Source organism: Aequorivita antarctica (genome assembly GCF_007997155.1).
Classification (GTDB): domain Bacteria; phylum Bacteroidota; class Bacteroidia; order Flavobacteriales; family Flavobacteriaceae; genus Aequorivita; species Aequorivita antarctica.
On the sequence record NZ_VORT01000009.1, the window covers coordinates 19974 to 37585 of the forward strand.

The 17612-nt window shown below is 37.5% G+C and carries 19 protein-coding genes; 11 read left to right on the forward strand and 8 right to left on the reverse strand.

Going from position 1 to position 17612, the window contains the following annotated elements; all coding sequences use genetic code 11:
* Positions 1–8 precede the first annotated feature (8 nt).
* Together ESU54_RS12520 and ESU54_RS12525 are read right to left on the reverse strand one after the other, a co-directional pair.
* The gene (locus ESU54_RS12520) at positions 9–419 is read right to left on the reverse strand and encodes a hypothetical protein (protein WP_111844005.1); all 411 of its coding nucleotides are present in this window, start codon (positions 417–419) and stop codon (positions 9–11) included.
* Positions 400–990 carry an RNA polymerase sigma factor gene (locus tag ESU54_RS12525; protein ID WP_111844006.1) on the reverse strand — a complete coding sequence of 197 codons (591 nt, stop codon included), beginning with the start codon at positions 988–990 and terminating at the stop codon, positions 400–402. Before ESU54_RS12525 ends, ESU54_RS12520 begins: the two co-directional genes overlap by 20 nt.
* 145 nt (positions 991–1135) lie before the next feature.
* Here ESU54_RS12525 and ESU54_RS12530 point away from each other — a divergent pair, with 145 nt between their 5' ends.
* The 3 genes from ESU54_RS12530 (at position 1136) to ESU54_RS12540 (ending at position 4273) form a co-directional block, all read left to right on the forward strand.
* Positions 1136–1483 carry a DUF6249 domain-containing protein gene (locus tag ESU54_RS12530; protein WP_111844007.1) on the forward strand — a complete coding sequence of 116 codons (348 nt, stop codon included), beginning with the start codon at positions 1136–1138 and terminating at the stop codon, positions 1481–1483.
* 226 nt (positions 1484–1709) lie between these two features.
* Positions 1710–3467 (forward strand): serine hydrolase, encoded by a 1758-nt coding sequence (locus ESU54_RS12535; RefSeq protein WP_111844009.1) that lies wholly within the window; start codon positions 1710–1712, stop codon positions 3465–3467.
* Between the two features lie 233 nt (positions 3468–3700).
* Positions 3701–4273 carry a DUF3558 domain-containing protein gene (locus ESU54_RS12540; RefSeq protein ID WP_111844010.1) on the forward strand — a complete coding sequence of 191 codons (573 nt, stop codon included), beginning with the start codon at positions 3701–3703 and terminating at the stop codon, positions 4271–4273.
* A 51-nt stretch (positions 4274–4324) separates the two neighbouring features.
* On the opposite strand, the gene ESU54_RS12545 is transcribed toward ESU54_RS12540, so the two are convergent.
* The 5 genes from ESU54_RS12545 to ESU54_RS12565 form a co-directional block, all read right to left on the reverse strand.
* Positions 4325–5014: an SCO family protein gene (locus ESU54_RS12545; RefSeq protein ID WP_111844011.1), complete on the reverse strand. Its 690-nt coding sequence runs from the start codon at positions 5012–5014 to the stop codon at positions 4325–4327.
* Positions 4983–5609, reverse strand: coding sequence for a toxin-antitoxin system YwqK family antitoxin (locus ESU54_RS12550; protein WP_111844012.1), 627 nt, complete (start codon positions 5607–5609; stop codon positions 4983–4985). The genes ESU54_RS12545 and ESU54_RS12550 overlap by 32 nt, the downstream gene beginning before the upstream one ends.
* A gap of 6 nt (positions 5610–5615) precedes the next feature.
* Complete coding sequence (locus ESU54_RS12555) at positions 5616–6377, reverse strand: YHYH protein (protein ID WP_111844013.1); 762 nt, start codon at positions 6375–6377, stop codon at positions 5616–5618.
* Between the two features lie 140 nt (positions 6378–6517).
* Complete coding sequence (locus ESU54_RS12560) at positions 6518–6793, reverse strand: EF-hand domain-containing protein (RefSeq protein ID WP_146848136.1); 276 nt, start codon at positions 6791–6793, stop codon at positions 6518–6520.
* Between the two features lie 209 nt (positions 6794–7002).
* Positions 7003–9270 carry a CotH kinase family protein gene (locus ESU54_RS12565; protein WP_200830098.1) on the reverse strand — a complete coding sequence of 756 codons (2268 nt, stop codon included), beginning with the start codon at positions 9268–9270 and terminating at the stop codon, positions 7003–7005.
* Between the two features lie 295 nt (positions 9271–9565).
* Here ESU54_RS12565 and ESU54_RS12570 point away from each other — a divergent pair, with 295 nt between their 5' ends.
* The 6 genes from ESU54_RS12570 (at position 9566) to ESU54_RS12595 (ending at position 14561) form a co-directional block, all read left to right on the forward strand.
* Positions 9566–10576 carry a sensor histidine kinase gene (locus ESU54_RS12570; RefSeq protein ID WP_235004557.1) on the forward strand — a complete coding sequence of 337 codons (1011 nt, stop codon included), beginning with the start codon at positions 9566–9568 and terminating at the stop codon, positions 10574–10576.
* Positions 10569–11249 carry a LytR/AlgR family response regulator transcription factor gene (locus tag ESU54_RS12575; RefSeq protein WP_111844015.1) on the forward strand — a complete coding sequence of 227 codons (681 nt, stop codon included), beginning with the start codon at positions 10569–10571 and terminating at the stop codon, positions 11247–11249. The genes ESU54_RS12570 and ESU54_RS12575 overlap by 8 nt, the downstream gene beginning before the upstream one ends.
* A 111-nt stretch (positions 11250–11360) precedes the next feature.
* Entirely contained in the window at positions 11361–11903 is a 543-nt protein-coding gene (locus ESU54_RS12580; RefSeq protein ID WP_111844016.1) for a GNAT family N-acetyltransferase, read from the forward strand.
* A gap of 124 nt (positions 11904–12027) precedes the next feature.
* Positions 12028–13593 carry a phage tail sheath family protein gene (locus tag ESU54_RS12585; RefSeq protein ID WP_111844017.1) on the forward strand — a complete coding sequence of 522 codons (1566 nt, stop codon included), beginning with the start codon at positions 12028–12030 and terminating at the stop codon, positions 13591–13593.
* Between the two features lie 178 nt (positions 13594–13771).
* Positions 13772–14242, forward strand: coding sequence for a hypothetical protein (locus ESU54_RS12590; RefSeq protein ID WP_146743980.1), 471 nt, complete (start codon positions 13772–13774; stop codon positions 14240–14242).
* 4 nt (positions 14243–14246) lie between these two features.
* On the forward strand, positions 14247–14561 hold the full coding sequence (locus ESU54_RS12595; protein ID WP_111844019.1) for a hypothetical protein: 315 nt from the start codon (positions 14247–14249) through the stop codon (positions 14559–14561).
* A gap of 132 nt (positions 14562–14693) precedes the next feature.
* Here ESU54_RS12595 and ESU54_RS12600 read toward each other — a convergent pair whose 3' ends face one another.
* The gene (locus tag ESU54_RS12600; RefSeq protein ID WP_111844020.1) at positions 14694–15467 is read right to left on the reverse strand and encodes a GEVED domain-containing protein; all 774 of its coding nucleotides are present in this window, start codon (positions 15465–15467) and stop codon (positions 14694–14696) included.
* A 268-nt stretch (positions 15468–15735) separates the two neighbouring features.
* Here ESU54_RS12600 and ESU54_RS12605 point away from each other — a divergent pair, with 268 nt between their 5' ends.
* Together ESU54_RS12605 and obgE are read left to right on the forward strand one after the other, a co-directional pair.
* Positions 15736–16308: an adenylate kinase gene (locus tag ESU54_RS12605; protein WP_111844021.1), complete on the forward strand. Its 573-nt coding sequence runs from the start codon at positions 15736–15738 to the stop codon at positions 16306–16308.
* 140 nt (positions 16309–16448) lie between these two features.
* Positions 16449–17447, forward strand: coding sequence for a GTPase ObgE (gene obgE, locus ESU54_RS12610; RefSeq protein ID WP_111844022.1), 999 nt, complete (start codon positions 16449–16451; stop codon positions 17445–17447).
* The last annotated feature ends 165 nt before the right edge of the window (positions 17448–17612 follow it).

The window sequence follows — 17612 nt, forward strand, 5'->3', positions numbered from 1 at the left end:
ATTTCATTTTAAACAAACTGTCGTTTATCAAAATAACGTTTAAGCATTGGGATTTGTATGCATAGCATAAGCGCCAATAACATAACTGCATAACCCGTTATTTTTGGAATGCTCATTGCCGCAACTTTCTTGGAAAGGAGATTGTTTTCCATGAAATTAAACGAAAAGGTGGGCAAGTCTAAGGGCGTGGGTTGTACCACGAACCAGATATAGCTCGTGAAGCCAACAACAAGCGCAGCAATAGCAATCCAGATATATATCGGGATCAAGGGTCTGTAACGCACTGCGACACTATGTTGTTCAGCGTTTATCGCAGCCATTACCTTGTTGGTAAACTGTAAGGAAGGGCTTTCCAAAGTAGATTTCTGCATCGCCTTGGCTACCAAATGTTCTAACTGTTTAGCTTCGTTCTCTTTCATAACGTTGTATTGTTTCTGGTTCCAGCTGTTGTTTTAATATGATTGCCAGTCTTTTTCTGGCTCGGTGTATATTTACCTTTACAGTGTTTGTCTCCATATTCACAATGTGTGAAATCTCTTCTAAAGATAGTTCTTCAAAATAAAATAAACTAAGCAAAAAACTGTCCTTGCTCGCTAATTGTTGCAAACAGTCTTGAATGGTCTGTTGTTGTTCTTTTTCTTCCAAAGCATCCAGCGCATTGTCCACGGTTTTTATTTGATGTTCCGTAAAGGAATCTATGGCTACATCATTATAATGCTTTTTGTTCTTTTTTATTCTGTCCAAACACGTATTGTAAGCCACTTTGTAAACCCAAGTTGACAATTTGGAATCGCCTTTAAACTTCGGCAAAGCTTTAAAAACCTTTATAAAAGTGTCTTGGGAAACCTCTTCTGCCTCTTCACGGTTTTTCAACATTCGTATTGCCAATGTAAACACCAAGTCCTTATAACGGTCCACCAAAACGGCAAAGGCCTGGGTATCTCCCCCAATGATTTGATTGATGATAATGGTTTCTTGGTCAGTGGTCATTTGATGATAAGACGACGGGAACTAAAGATAGGTTACAGGGGTTTGAAAAAAAAATGGCAAAGAGTGTAACCTAAACTAAAAAGATGTCGTCATAGGCTATGAACGCATTAAATTTCATCAATCAATCAATTAAAAACGAACTATTATGGGAGCAGAATTTGTTATCATGCCGTTGCTTATCGCAGCCTTCTTCGGAATCTTTTATTTACATTATTCCACACGTAACAAAGAGCGCATGGCGCTTATAGAAAAAGGGGCGGATGCCAGTATTTTTGTTAAAGGGAAATCGAAAACAGGACCTATATGGAAAATCCTTATTTTGAACTTGGCGCTATTATTAATGGGCATAGGTGTGGGTATTTTTATAGCCTCTTTACTTCATTACAATATGGGCGTGGAAGAAGAAGTGGCCTATCCGGGAACTATTTTTCTAATGGCGGGTATTGGCTTGTTTACTGGCTTTAGCATGACCAAGAAATTAGATAAAGAGTAAGTTAGAAACATTGCTATTTCTACTTAAAGTTGCAAAGCGCTCCTTTTCCATTGGGTGCGCTTTGTTATTAAATAGTAATAGATTATTGCTCTTCCTGTTTTCTTTTTCCAGTTGTATTTTGGCAAGGGTAAGCGAAGGAAAGCTAATATTCTTTTGTAACAGAAACACTTATGTGTCGTCTTATTTTTAATCAAAAAGATTATCATCAATCAAAATCAATCAAAACATGAAATTACAGAAAAACAGCTTGCGCAGAACCACCTATCTTGTGGTTATTGCCTTTGTGGCAACACTTACGGTTAGCTTTGCGCAAACCAAAACGAAGCAACTAGATGCGCTTCTAAATAAATACACCGAATACGGCCAATTTAACGGTTCGGTACTGGTGGCAGACCACGGGAAGATCATCTATAAAAAAGGGTTTGGCTCGGCGAATATGGAATGGGAAATTCCCAACACGCCAGATAATAAGCATCGTTTGGGGAGCATTACCAAACAATTTACGTCTATGCTCATTATGCAGTTGGTGGCTGAAGGGAAGCTGGACTTACAGGCAACTATTTCCAAATATCTACCGGATTATTCAAAAGTGAATGGTGATAAAATCACCATCCACCAATTATTGACGCATACTTCGGGCACGCCCAATTATACATCGTTTCCAGACTTTTTTAAGAAGCTGAGCCGTGATCCATACACGCCAACGGAGATGATGAAGCTGTATGCTGATTCTACCTTAACCTTTACACCTGGGGAGCGGTTTGCTTATAGCAATTCGGGTTATATTACCTTGGGTGCCATAATTGAAAAAGTTACTGGAAAACCTTATGAGGAGGTATTGCAGGAGAATATATTCGACCCTTTGAAAATGAATAGTACAGGCTTTGATCACCACAACAAAATACTTAAGAAACGGGCTGCTGGTTACGAAATGAATAGAAGTAACCTTGAAAACGCACCCTATATAGATATGTCCACACCTTATGCGGCGGGTTCTCTTTATTCCACGGTGGAAGACTTGTTTTTGTGGGACCAGGCATTGTACACAGAAAAGTTGCTTCCGAAGAAATACAGGGATATGCTATTTGAAAAGTACGTCTCCGCCTTTGGGCAACATTATGGTTATGGATGGTCTATTGGCACCATGCCTATTGGAAATACTGAAGACAAAAAAGAAATTATTGGTCATGGCGGCGGGATCAATGGGTTTAACACGCTTATTACCCGTATGCCACAAGATAAATCTTCCATTATTTTGTTGAACAATACTGGAAGTGCCCCCTTGGATAAGATAACCATTGCAATCTCCGGAATTCTTTATGGGAAGTCCTATGATTTTCCAAAGAAATCAATAGCCGATGCAGTTTACAACGAAATTATAGATAAGGATTTAAAAGCTGGTCTTTCCTTTTATGAAAAGAATAAAGGTGCAAAAGAATATTCCTTTGACGAAAGTGAAATGAATGCTATAGGCTATCGTTTGCTGCAAGCTGGAAAGAAGCAAGAGGCAGAAGCGGTTTTTAAACTGAACATAGAAGCGTTTCCAAAATCTTTCAATGTGTATGACAGTTATGCCGAGGCTTTGATGGAGCAGGGCAAGAATGAGTTGGCGATTACCAATTATAAGAAATCTATTGAAATGAATCCTGAAAACCAAAATGGCATTGATATGTTGAAAAAGTTGGGTGTTGAAGTTGATGCCATAGTGAAAGAAGTGACCGTGCCGGATGCTGTTTTGGAAAGTTATGTGGGTAGCTATGAACTAAAGCCAGGGTTTGTTCTTACTATTGCGAAAACTGGAAGTCAACTGAATGCGCAAGCAACGGGCCAGTCAGCTTATGATATCCTTCCAAAATCTGAGACTGAGTTTTATGTGAATGCGATTTCAGCACAAATTGTTTTTAATGTAAATGGTGCTGGAGCTGTTGAAAGCTTAACCCTTTTTCAGCGTGGGAAGGAGATTGTTGGGAAGCGGATGGAGTAGTTTGTGAGTAGTGAGTAGTGAGTCGTGAGTCGTGAATCCGATAGAATCAGGATGCTATCAATCTAAAAATTGACAAATAACTTTTTAAAATAGCTTATAGGTTTCTTAAGGAAATCTGTAGGCTATTTTGTTTCTGATGATAGGTAGTTTATAATTGGATGTCATTTTGTACATTTAATGATTAGTGACCAATCATTTAAAATCTTACGCTACCTAAAACTAACCCCAACAGTATGAAGAAAGCATTATTATTAATTACTGCTTGTATTTTAGCAATAGCTTGTGGCAACTCTGAAACTTCCAAAAGTGAAAACCCACAAACTGAAGCTGTAGCAACTGAAAAAGCAGTGGAGCCTACTGCAACCGAAAGCGCTTCGTCGCCCTGTGGTTTCGTTACTGAAACAAAAATCAAAGAAGTTTTGGGCATAGCAGCTGATGCGACCACCGAAATGAGGGACGTGATGCGCACCTATCCCACTTGTTTTTACAAATGGGAGTCTGTTATGTTTTCAACCAAACGAACTATTGCGGGCAAAGAAGTAAGTCTTGATTTTCCCGCAGAAGTAGCTATAATATTGGTTAAAGATGCTACGCCACAAATGTTTGAAACTTCAACGAAGGTTTATAAAGATGGAGAGGCAATAGAAGGACTTGCCGACATGGCAATTTGGGGCTCAACAAGGTCGCAACTTACCTTTTTGGCAAAAGGCACGATGATTCATTTACATGTAAAAGTTTCTGGCGATGCAGCTGCTAATAAAGCAAAGGCACTTGCATTGGCAGCTTTAATTATTCAGAAGCTGTAAGAGGAACTTTGAAAAAAGACTGTATTAGCGTTTTTGTATAAATAAGATTTTTTACTCTATTTTCAGGTTCTTGATATCTGTAATCAATTGCGCAATCGAAGCTCTGTTTAGGCCGTTATAGATACCTCTAATATGTTTGTTTTTATCAATGAGTAAAAAGTTTTCGGTGTGGAGAAAATCTTCTATACTTTTTGGTACTCCCAAATCATTTTCAACAAAATATTGATCTCTGCCCAACGAATAAATTTCTTTTTTATCACCAGTTACGAGATGCCATTTGTTATCAATTACCCCATGGGTTTCAGCGTATTCTTTTAAAACCGGAACCGAATCTGTCGACGGCATTACTGAATGCGATAGCAGAAGAATATCATCATCATTTTTAAATTCTTCCTGTAACTTAATCATACTTTCGGCCAACTGCGGACAAATTCCGGGGCAAATGGTAAAGAAGAAATCGGTGACATAGATTTTATCTTCAAAAGTCTTCTGTGTAACCGTATCGCCTAATTGATTAATCAATTTAAAATCTGGAATCTTATGAAAATCCTTTTCTTCCTGAGATCCCGGAGTCAACCAATTTGGGGTAAACGATTCCTCGTTGTAATAGGGCAGGTGTTCTGTTCTACTTGTTTCAACAACTTTAATGTTTTCTTTTTTAGTTTCATTTTCACACCCCGTACAGAGTATAAACAGTAAAAACACTTGGCTATATCTTTTTATCTCTAATAACTTTTTCATCTTCCAATTTATAACACGAATTTGCTCTGCGCATTCCAAAAATACGTCCGTTTTTAGCTTCGTAATTAACATACAATTTTCCATTTTCTAACCAGGCTTTTTGCAGGCCATTTTCACTCCCGTTGACAAGTTGCCTTTCTTTTGCAAGCTGTCCATTAGGATACCATTCTTTTTCAAAACCTTGTTTTATACCGTCTACATAATTGGATTGAGCAGATAGTGCACCATTATCCCACCAAGTTTTATAAACGCTATTTAATCGGTTGTGTTTATAATAAGATTCTACCCGAAGCACACCTTTTTCTGACCATTTTCTTGCAATCCCTTCTCTTTTGCCATTGATAAAACCAATTTTTTCAGCTAAAGTATCATTCGGGTAAAACACAAGAGAATAACCAGAAAAGGGTGCGTTTTTATAATACCATTTTCCTTCTATTTGATTGAGAGTCAATTCTTTTTTTAATACCTCAACATTTTCAATAGCCAAGTCTTTTTCAGCGACAACGGCCATGCCATGGTCTTTATTATCTACTAAAGCGTCATTGCAATTAGTAAATAAGAAAAGCGCAAAGGGTATAAGAAAAAGAGTTTTCATATTGGATTAATAACCTTGGTAAGGACCTGAGAATGCTATATAAGACCCAGTATTAGAATATAATTCATTGATAATATGGTAATGGTATTCCTGTGCGCCATTTGTATATTGCGTGGTGGTTGTGTGACCACCGGAAGCATCCAAGTCCGAAGGATAGGTGCCGGTAGCATTGCATTTTCTTCCATATAAAAATACACCATCGAGTAAGATTCCAACTAGTTTATCGTCATCATCTGTAAATGCTTTTGGCTCTAAATGGTAGTGATACACTCCTGGTCCAATGTGTGCACCTGTCCAATCTAGACTGGCTGCTGCTTGATTTAAAGGCCCGCCGCCTTCTTGGTCATTAAATATGGAGGCGCCGCTAACCGCAATACCAATAGTATTTAACTGAGTGGAAACAGTACTTCCCGATAAATTGGGTGTAGCATCCACAGTAATAGTTGTTGCATTATTGTTGCTGGACATAATGGAAGGCGTTACTTGAACACCTGGCTCTTCTCTATATAATGGATGACCTTCACCCCAATACACCGTTTCGTGATTGGGCAGTCCTGTAGTTTCTATAACCACATTGGATCCATCCAAATAGATAGTTACCGCTTCGGGATTAAATGCCGCGAAGGCAGCGTGTAGTTCTGTTACAACTTCTTCTTCTTCTTCTTCCTGTGTACTGGAATCGTCACTGCTACATGAAATGTATGAAACAGCTATCAGCGCGATTAAAGAAGGAATTGAATAAAATGGTAATTTTGATTTTCTTTTCATGATTTTTGCTTTTAGATTAATTACGTTTTTGTGATCTTCACTTCTATCTTATTTGGGTAGTTATTAAAGAAAGTCCCGCAATCGCTCACGAAACTTTCTCTAAACAAACTGCTAACCAACCAAACAAAATCTTTTATTATTTAATCTCTTTTTCGTTCTTTCCTTTCTGGTTTTGGAGCTTTCTCCAATTCTTCTTTTGAAAGGAATCCGTCTTCATCTGTGTCAATCTTTGTGAAGTCATCTTTTAAGGGGCCTTTCAATTCGGCTTTAGAAAGTTTTCCATCGTCATCTTTGTCCATCTCTTTTAGCATCTCGCTAAATGTTGGTGGTTTTTGGGGTTTTTCACCTTTTTGTTGTGCGTTTGAAAATGTTATTCCGAAGAACATTATTACTGCTGTGAATACTATCTTTTTCATAATATAATTGTTTTAAATTCATACTTATGACCTCAAAGGTCTGCAATAGATTAAAGCGAATGTCGCGTTTTCAGCGAACTCGCCCCGCTTTTAAGTGAACGAGTGTTTTTAATCAATTTTAATTTTAAAAGAGGAACAAAAAAGCTTCACGATAACCCGTGAAGCTTTTTACAAAACCGTTTTATTCCTCTTAATTTAACCTTTAAAACTTAATCTTTAAGAATCTTAATCACGGTATTTTCATTTACGGAAACAAAATAGGTTCCTTTTGCAAAGTCTGAAAAATCTACCTCCACCAATGAGGAGTTATTATAGGCTTGAGAAAACAATACTTGTCCTAATATTGAAATGACCTTTACTGAAGTTATGCCACCATCTGAATTGGTTATATTTAATACCGATTTTGTTGGATTGGGATAGTAATTTAATGCCGACTCAGCATCAAAAGAATCCGTCCCAAGGATTATTTCATTATCAATTCCAAAAGTGGCTTGTTTAATAATAAAATCGCCCGTTCCGTTTGGTATTCTTGAATAGCTCAAATCTGTTTCCTGTTGGCCAAACTCAATATTCTCAATGATGGTTCCATCTGCATAGGATAGAATGGCGCTTTCGCCCCCAGCAGAGAACTTAATATCGGCGTGCAATCCATCTTGATCTAAGTCTTTATCACACCACACAATTAAATAACTATCTGGAGCTATTGTAAGTCCGTCAGGGAATTCCCATTGCAATAAATCAGTTGGGTCGTCAGAAAGATATAGACCGTCAAGGCTTAATGTTTCGTTAGTGTTATTGTATAATTCTATCCAATCATCATATTCGCCATCTTGGTCTGTAACGATGGTTTCATTATCGGCCATCAATTCGTTTATCACCAAAGCGCCTACGGGCAACGGAATATAGTTTGCGTTAAGCGTGTAAAATTCGTGCTGTGCCCGTGCTGGGGAAAAGGCGCCTATGTTGGTGTTTTCTGCATAAACATAGTAGTGAGTATAATCATTGGTAATGGTTAAATCAATTCCGAAAACATTATCACCTGCCGCTCCGTCATTATGGGCGCCATCGTCATACATTTGGATTTTTGTGAAAGGGGCGTATTGATTTGTTCTATACCCAAGAAATACGGCATTGCTATTTGTTACGGTAGCGGTAAATGAAACGGCATCCCCAACATCAGGGTCATTATTTGATGGAGCTACGTTTGAAATTGTAGGCTGGGTTACTGTGAAATCTGATAAAGCCGACAAATAGCTTCCGCGTGCGTTCATTAAATTGGTTAAACCCGGAGCTGTATTCTGGCCAAGATTATAATCTGTATTAATGTTCCCAACAAATTGTGCGTAGGTGTAAAACTTGTTATTATCGGCTTGTACGGCGGCATCAATAATATCTTGATAGTCGTTGGCCAAGGTCAAGTAATTTGAATTGGTAATATTCTCAGTTAAGATAGTTTTGAAATGGGCCAAGTACATTTTTTTGTACCTTGGAATTGCCAATAACTTTGATATAAGCGGAAAGCTCGTATTATTAATGTGTAACAAATGACTTATTTGCGCTTTTTGGGTAGTTGAATTTAATGGAGGACCTTCACCAGTCATACTAAATACGCCAAATGACATATTTAAATCCCAAACAACGGAGTTGAATACGCCGGCATCAGTTTTATATAGGTAATAATTTTGCTTAAACTGCCCAATATAACTATCTAGATTTACCATAACATTATCAAAAGCCAACATCCACAGAGCTCTGTCAACATCAAGAACAGTCTCTATGTTTGTAACATCGTTATTAAGTATGTTCGTTAATTCAATCAACTCATCCCAATCGTCGGCACCATCAGATTTAATTTCATAGCTGCTGCTGTTAGGTCCTAAATATTCTAAACTAGGATAAGCATTTGAGCCCGGGCCAGCTCCATCTGGAGGGCTACAGCTAAAAAAAGCATTGGTTTTTGATCCAAACGTATCATCCACAAACCTTTTGGTAATGGCTTCGGTATTTGTGTACAAACCTATCAATACACCGTTCACATATATATTTGCATAATTTGCTTTTGGGGCATCCATATATTGTCCAGCAATATTGTATGAAACAGTTTCGCGAACGAAAGAGGGATCAAAAATTACGTTTGCCAACTTTAAATCTTTATAACCTTGGTAGTCTTGGTCTACATACGTATCCAATTCTATGTGAAAAGGGTTCTTGTTATAATTTGGGTTATAAGAACTGTTGCCCTTATATTTTACACCTACTGTTTCAAAAAGCTCCCCGTTGATTGTAACAGATTCGGCTTGTGTATAATTATTATCGCCTGCCATTTCAAGATCTAAAAGCTCATCCCAATTAGATTGTGTAAAAACAATTTCAATAGTTTGTATGGTATTGATGTCATATAAATCCTGGGAGAAGGATTTCTGGCTTGCAAAAATGCTAACAACCGCGGTTAACATAAGTGTTCCTAATTGTTTCATTCTTAGTTTTTTTTGGTTCATTTTTCCTGAGTATTAATTGAATTTCAGGAACAAAGGTGCTGTAAATGCAAATATTGAATTTAAATATTAAGTGAAATGCCATCGGTTTTCAGCGAATAGGCTTTTTAAACAGTTCAACCATTCAATTTAGCCTCTCCAAAACAGGCTAAATTGAAACAGTATGAAAAAAAATGTGTTTTATTTGTGGTATGAAATGCCCATTAACAATTATAAACCAACCGAAGATTAATAATTTAGGCATTCCATCTTCCGCTTTATCAAATATTTTATACAGATGAAAATTCGATATCACATCCTTGCCCAAATACTTTTATGGGCTGTTGTTTGGCTTATTATGGGCTTAAACCAACAAAATATCACTCGGTTTTTAATGGCAAACTTGAGCGCCTTTGGGTTTCAGGTTTTGTTGATATTAGCGGCATCCTACTTTATAGCTCCAAAATTGTTGTTTCAGAAGAAATATGCAATTTTCCTGGTGGTTTCATTGGCGGTTGTAGCTTTGAGCGCCTACCTTTCTTCTGAATTAACCATAAATCCACCCCCGCGGCGGGGAGGGCCTCTTGGCCCCAATGGACCTCGTCCGCCCTCTGCTTATTTGATACACTTGCTGCTTATTTCGGTAAGTTATATTTTAAGTGTTTTAGCCGAAACCTTTCTCTTTGCCCAAAAGAAAGAAGAGGCTATTGCCAAACAAACAGCGGCACTTGCGGAAAGTGAACTTAAATTTTTGAAAATGCAGATCAATCCACACTTTCTGTTCAATTCACTAAACAATATTTATGCGCTTTCAATTTCAAATTCAGAAAAAACTCCAGAAAGCATACATTCGCTTTCTGAAATGCTGCGTTATGTAATTTATGATTGCGAAAGACCTAAGGTGCCTATTGAAAAAGAGATACATTATATTGAAAATTTTATTGAATTATTTAAGTTGAGAAGCAGCAAATCCTTCAATATAAACTTCACAAATCAATTGGAAAACACTTCTGTGGAGGTAGCGCCTATGCTTTTCATTATCTTTATTGAAAATGCCTTTAAGCACAGCGGAATAGAAAAAGGGGGCGAAGCTTTTGTGGATATTAAACTGCAATCATCAAACAATACAATTACCTTTAGTGTTGAAAACAGTTTGCCTAAAGTAAAAATAGTTAAGGATAAAAGTAGCGGAATCGGGCTACAAAACGCAAAGAAGCGTTTGGAGATAAGCTATCCAAGCCAACATGATTTAAATATTGAAAATGGATCGACTTTTAAAGTTGATTTAAAACTTTACGCAGATGCATAAAATAAAATGTATAGTTGTTGATGATGAGGAATTAGCGAGAAAGTTGATAAAAACCTATATCCAAAAAGTAGATTCCCTTGAATGTGTGGCAACCTTTGAAAATCCGCTAGAAGCACTTTCGCTATTGAAATCTTCCAAGATTGACCTGTTGTTTTTGGATATTCAAATGCCAGACATAAAAGGCACCGATTTTGCCGAACTTATAAATACTACCGATACCCGTATTATTTTCACCACCGCCTATTCAGAATATGCGCTGAAAGGATTTGAATTAAATGCACTGGATTATTTGGTGAAACCCATAACCTTCAAACGGTTTTTGAGCGCCGTGGAAAGATTGCCAAAACAAGAAAGTAGTGAAGAAAATTACATCATTATAAAATCTGGGTATGACCTTCATAAAGTATTATATCAAGATATTATTTTTATAGAAAGTGATAGTGAATATGTAAATTATCATCTTGAAAACGGAAAAAAAATAATGGCCAACCAATCGTTGGGCAAGTTGGAATCTATATTGCCAAATACCTTTTTAAGAGTCCACAGGTCTTATATAGTGAACAAAGAAAAAGTAACTGGTTTAAAGAATAGAGAATTGTTGCTTTCTAAGGAAAAAATACCTGTGAGTGATAGTTACTATAACGCTGTTAAAAAAGACCTGTTCAATAATTAAGCATCGGTTTTCTTTTGTTTTCAGTGTCTTACTCTTGATCTGTAATTTGTTATATTAGCTTATGGGTTTATTTTTTAATCCATAAGTTTTTTCTTTTAAACAAATACTAAAATGAAAATCCACCTAGAAACAGACCGACTCCTTATGCGCGATTTAATGGACGAAGACGTGCACGGCATGTTTGCGATGGATTCTGATGCTGAGGTGCATAAATTTTTGGGAAACAAACCTATTGCTACTATAGCTGAAGCCCAAAAGTATATTGACTTTATAAAACAGCAATACGTTGAAAATGGCATTGGCAGATGGGCGGTTGTTGAAAAGGAAAGTGGCGATTTTATTGGTTGGAGTGGGTTTAAGTATAATACCGAAGTTTTAAACGGCAGAACAAATTATTACGATATTGGCTATCGATTGAAAAAAAAATATTGGGGAAAGGGGTATGCTACAGAAACCGCTGTGGCTTCTTTGCATCATGGTTTTGCAGAACTTGACTATGGCGAAATTGTAGGTATTGCCGATGTAGCAAATACGGCCTCTAATATTATTTTGCAAAAAATCGGTTTAATTAAAAGGAACGAATTTATTCATGAAGGAATCCTTCTTAATTTCTATTCGCTCAACAAAGAGGAATGGCTGGATGTTGCTAAATAATTTTTTGTGGGCTATTAACCCGGTTTTTTTAGTTTAGCAACTACTGTTAATCTTTTTGTTATCTTAGTATCAGCTATTTATTAAAGTTGAACTGCTATTAAGGGTTTGCAAAAAAGATTACAAAATGAGTAAAAAAACATACAAAACACCAGGAGTTTATATTGAAGAAGTTTCTGCTTTTCCAAATTCGGTGGCTCAAGTTGAAACTGCCATTCCTGCATTTATTGGATACACACCACAAGCAAACCACAGAGGGAACGACTGTACTTTTGTGCCCACCAAAATAAGTTCCTTTTTAGAATTTGAACGTATTTTTTGTTTTCCAAATAGTCTTGACCCTGTTCAGCAATATAGTCCGCAGTACTATTTGGTTCATCAAAGTTCAAAGCCTAGTCTTGGGGATTTTCTTTTAATTGGAAATGACTATTACTCAATAGTTCCCGATCCACATACTATTTACTACCTGTATAACAGCGTGAAGTTATTTTATCAAAATGGTGGGCAGAACGCTTATATAGTTTCGGTTGGTGGTTATGGAAAAGCTTCAGGAGTGCCTTTACTTCTTGGAGCGCCTTTAGTGAATCCAAATGTTCAGCTTGCAGATTTGTTGAAAGGATTGGAGGCATTGAAGAAGGAGGAAGAGCCTACTATGTATATTTGCCCTGAAGCCACCTTGCTCTCTATTGCTGAGAATGGAACGCTGATGCAGCAGATGCTTTTGCAGAATAGCGAAATGCAGACCGCGATAAGTATTTTTGATATTATAGGCGGAAATCGAGAAAACCAGCTTGGTAGAAATGTGGACATAGAAGCATTTAGAAGTCATACCGGAACGGTGGGCTTAAATTATGGAGCAGCATATTATCCTTTTGTGGGCACGACTATTATGGGTGAGCGGGATTTGAATTATACCAATCTACTTAATGGAGATGTAAAGGCTTTAGCTAAAATTATAAGTTCGGAACCTGGGGTAGAGGAAAGAGTTTTAGATTTATTAAAATCTATTTATAATTCTAGCAATCCGCAGTCAGTAAATGAAAATCATCGTGATCTACTTTCCATAAACCCAACATATAACGCTATTATTTCGGCTGTTTTGCAAGTTGCAAACACATTGCCTGCGAGCGGTGGTATGGCTGGTGTTATTACGATGGTAGATAATATGCAGGGGGTGTGGAAAGCTCCTGCAAATGTTTCTATGTCTGGGGTAGATAGTTTGCCTATAAAAATTGACAATAGAGCACAAGAGACCTTAAATGTAGATGCCCTAAGTGGAAAATCTATAAACGCACTTAGAATCTTTCCGGGAATGGGGGTTATGGTGTGGGGAGTTAGAACGCTGGACGGCAATAGTCTTGATTGGCGGTATATTAATGTGAGAAGAACAATGATTTGTATTGACCAATCTTGTAAAAATGCCTGTAAAAGCTTTGTTTTTGAACCCAACGATGCCAATACATGGGTGCGAATAACTTCGATGATTGAAAACTTTTTGAACAGTCTATGGAGACAAGGAGGATTGATTGGAGCGGTCCCAAAAGATGCATATTTTGTTGGATGTGGCTTAGGAACTACAATGACCACCAATGATATTTTAGATGGACGGCTTATCGTAAATATTGGTGTCGCCGTAACGAGACCAGCGGAATTTATTATCATCTCTTTTAGCCAGCAAATGGTTTCTCCGTAAGATATAAATTAGAGAAAAGAATAAGAGAGGAGAGAAAAAATATAAAAGCACAGTATTCTTTACTCTTTATACTATTCTCTTTTTTGTGAAATTATACACAGATATTTATTACTTTAGTGCTAACTGATTCATTAATAGCATGATGTATTTGAGTTTTTTACGAAGGAATTTCTTCCCATTGCCAATTTTATTGGCTCTTCTTGTCGTTAGTGGCTGTCAAGTTACGCTGGCACCTGCCTACGACCAAGCCATTGTTGAAAAGGTAACAAAAAGCAGCGATTTGGCTATGCGCTTTTTCGCTGAGGTTGATGGCGGTACAAACAGTGAGAGTTTTGCAGTTCGGGAGCCTATTTATAATACGCTGATTGGTGCCTTTGAGTCGTTAAAACTACAGGCCAAAGCCAGGCCCGTACCGAATAATGTTGCTTTGGAAAAAATAAACGAACTGCTTCAATCCAAGGGAAGCAGCGCCATTTCGGGTGAGTATCCCAGCGCCTTTGCTTTTGAACAGATAGCGGCAACGTTTAAAAAAATGAAGCAAACCGATAGTGAAAGAGGGATAAAGCCTTTAGCACTGCAAGCTTTTAAAGGTCAGGTTGAAATCTTTCTGGACCAAGCAATAACATATGAAAGTTTCCTAAAACGATAAAATTATGGCTGAAGATGTAACAACAATTATTACAGATATAAAAGATATTGCCTCTGGTATCTTGGAGAAAGATATTTCCACAGTGCGTGGTTTTAGTGAGCGGCAGGTGGAAGCCATTGCCAAACAAACAGCACTTATCCAAAAGGGAGTGGCCAGCGGTGATATTGATGAAGATCTCCGAGAGTTCTTTTTGGACGGACTGGAAGCCATGGCGCTCAACTTCGTCAATACGTTGAAAGGAATATTAATGGTGACTTTGGAAAAGCTTTGGAATGCTTTGGTTAACTTTCTTTATAAAGCGGTAGGGGTTGTTTTATAAGGTAATATTGCAGAAGAACAATATTTGTAATTTCCGTTAGCATGAAAATTGAAAGAGAAATAATAAATTACTGCATATAAAAAAAGCTTTGGGAGACCCCAAAGCTTTTTTATTTTCCATTAAAATTTGTTCTTAGAAAATGACTTTCTTAGTTGTTGTATAACCTTCTTCAGATTGTACTTTTACCAAAAGAACTTGGTTTGCAGCTGAAAGATTAATAGTTACATTACTTGAGGCAATATTATTTTGCGCAGCAATCAATTTACCGCTAAGGTCAAAAACTTCAACTTTTCCAAGAATGCTTCCAGAGGTGATATTTAAGTTTTCACCAGATTTAAATACAGTTACACTGTTTGAAAAGTCAAGATCAGGAGTGCTTAGCGGATCAGTAACGTTCACTAAGTAGTCTTCCCATTCACCAAATCCTGCTGCGGGATTACAAGGATCATCATAAGGAACTGAATCTGCCTTTACACATATTCTCATTCTATAGGTGCCTACAAGGGCATCTCCAGGGATAGCTAGATCTGCTTCTACAACGCTCCCTGAACCTGTTCCTACAAGATAGAATTCACTAGGGTCAAAAGTTTCATTATTGTCAAAATCAATCCATAGGCCAACGGTTTCAACGGACCAACCTGCGCCTACTTCAACTGACATTGTATAAACTCCACCTATTTCCACTTCAGCGGGATCAACACTGGCGGTGAAATCGCCATATCCACCGGGACTACAATCAGTGGGGTTTGCAATGCCCGCAAATTCTACATTTAGAATTAAATCGCCATCGGTACAGTCATCGACCGGAATGCAATACTGAGCATTGGCCGCAGTAAATCCAAAAAATGCAACCAGTAATGCAACTGTTTTTAGATTAAAAAAAGAAAAAGTAGTTTTTTTAGTCATAATGGATAAGTTTTAGAGATTAGTAATGATATGTATACAAATTTAACTAACATTCTTGAATAATAGATAAAATTTAACTTTAAGATTAAATTTAAGATAGGTCTTATTTATCTTGGGATTAACATTAAATATAAATAAACCATATTATTGGTGGATGGATTTTATAGCGACATTATTGGCGCCAATTTATTTCTAATTGGTTTTAAGCCCAACTGCCTTATATTTCGTAAATTTGCACCTTCATTTTTGTATTTATTAAACCATAATCATGACTAATATAATTCTCTTTGGCCCTCCCGGTGCTGGAAAAGGCACACAAGCCACTTTTTTGAAAGAAAAATATAACTTGGTGCATATCTCTACCGGAGACGTTTTTCGATATAACATTAAAAATGAAACTGAACTTGGCAATCTTGCCAAATCCTTTATGGCGAAAGGGAAACTGGTGCCAGACGAACTTACCATTGATATGTTGAGCAACGAGGTTGACAAACATAGTGATGCCAATGGATTTATATTTGACGGGTTCCCAAGAACAGAAGCACAGGCGGAAGCACTGGGTCACTTAATGGACGATAAAGACACCCAAATTAACGCAATGGTTGCTTTAGAAGTAGACGATGAGGTTCTATTGAAACGTTTGCTTGAACGTGGCAAAACAAGTGGAAGAGCAGACGATGCCGATGAAAGCATTATCCGAAACCGTATTAAGGTTTATTACAACGAAACCGCTATTTTGAAAAGTTATTACGAAAAGCAGAATAAATACTACGGCGTTGATGGTGTGGGAAGCATTGAGGATATTACCGAAAGATTGAGTAAGGTAATAGATAACTTATAATTGAAACTTTCTTTGTAAGGCGGTTGAGTATATTGAAAGCTTGACCATTTTATTTATAAATAGAAAGATATATTTTGGCTTTTAAAATGTATCGAAACCCAAACTAATAACGATTAACCAATAACTAATAACTTTTTTCAGTGACTGAAGGCAATTTTGTAGATTACGTAAAGGTTCATGTTACTTCCGGTAAGGGAGGGCAGGGTAGCAAGCACATGCGGCGGGAAAAGTATATTCCAAAAGGTGGGCCCGATGGGGGTGATGGTGGCCGTGGAGGACACGTAATTGTGAAAGCGAACAAAAACCTTTGGACGCTCTATCACCTTAAATTTAAAAGACACTTTAAAGCCGAACACGGTCTGCATGGCAGCAAACAGACCAGTACCGGTGCCGATGGAGCCGATGTGTATATTGAAGTGCCGCTGGGCACGGTAGTCCGCGATAAAGAAACCGAAGAAATACTTTTTGAACTCACCGAAGATGGCGAAGAAAAAATAGTTGCTCAAGGCGGTCGTGGTGGACTTGGGAATGCCCATTTTAAAACTGCTACCAACCAAACCCCGCGCTACTCACAACCAGGTGAAGAAGGTTTGGAAGCAGACATAATTCTTGAACTTAAGATACTTGCCGATGTAGGTTTGGTAGGCTTCCCAAATGCTGGAAAATCTACTTTACTTTCTGTAATCACTGCAGCCAAACCGAAGATTGCCAATTACGAATTTACCACCCTAAAACCCAATTTAGGGATAGTAGAATACCGCGATTTTAAAACTTTTGTAGTCGCTGATATTCCCGGTATTATTGAAGGTGCAGCAGAAGGCAAAGGAATTGGTCACCGTTTTCTACGTCATATCGAACGAAATTCCACATTGTTATTTTTAGTTCCTGCCGATGCGCCGGATATTAAAGAACAATATGAAGTGTTGGTTGATGAATTGCGCCGTTACAATCCACAATTGTTAGATAAAGAACGTTTGGTAGCTATCAGCAAAAGCGATATGCTGGACGACGAGCTTAAAACCGAAATGAAGAAAATTTTAGATAAAGAGTTTAAGGAAATCTCATATTTGTTTATTTCTTCCGTAGCCCATCAGGGATTGACTGAGCTGAAGGATAAACTTTGGGCGATGTTGAATTAAAACTCAATTGTCAGGTCGAGCCCTTCGGCCTCGCTCAGGATAAACTAAGGTCGAGACCTCTTATTTTGTTCTAATTCAACTGCTATCAAACCATATCTTGATTAAACCATTTTTTCTTAAAATTTCCTTAAATAATCTTTCATAAGTCGTTTATTTCTTTGTTCT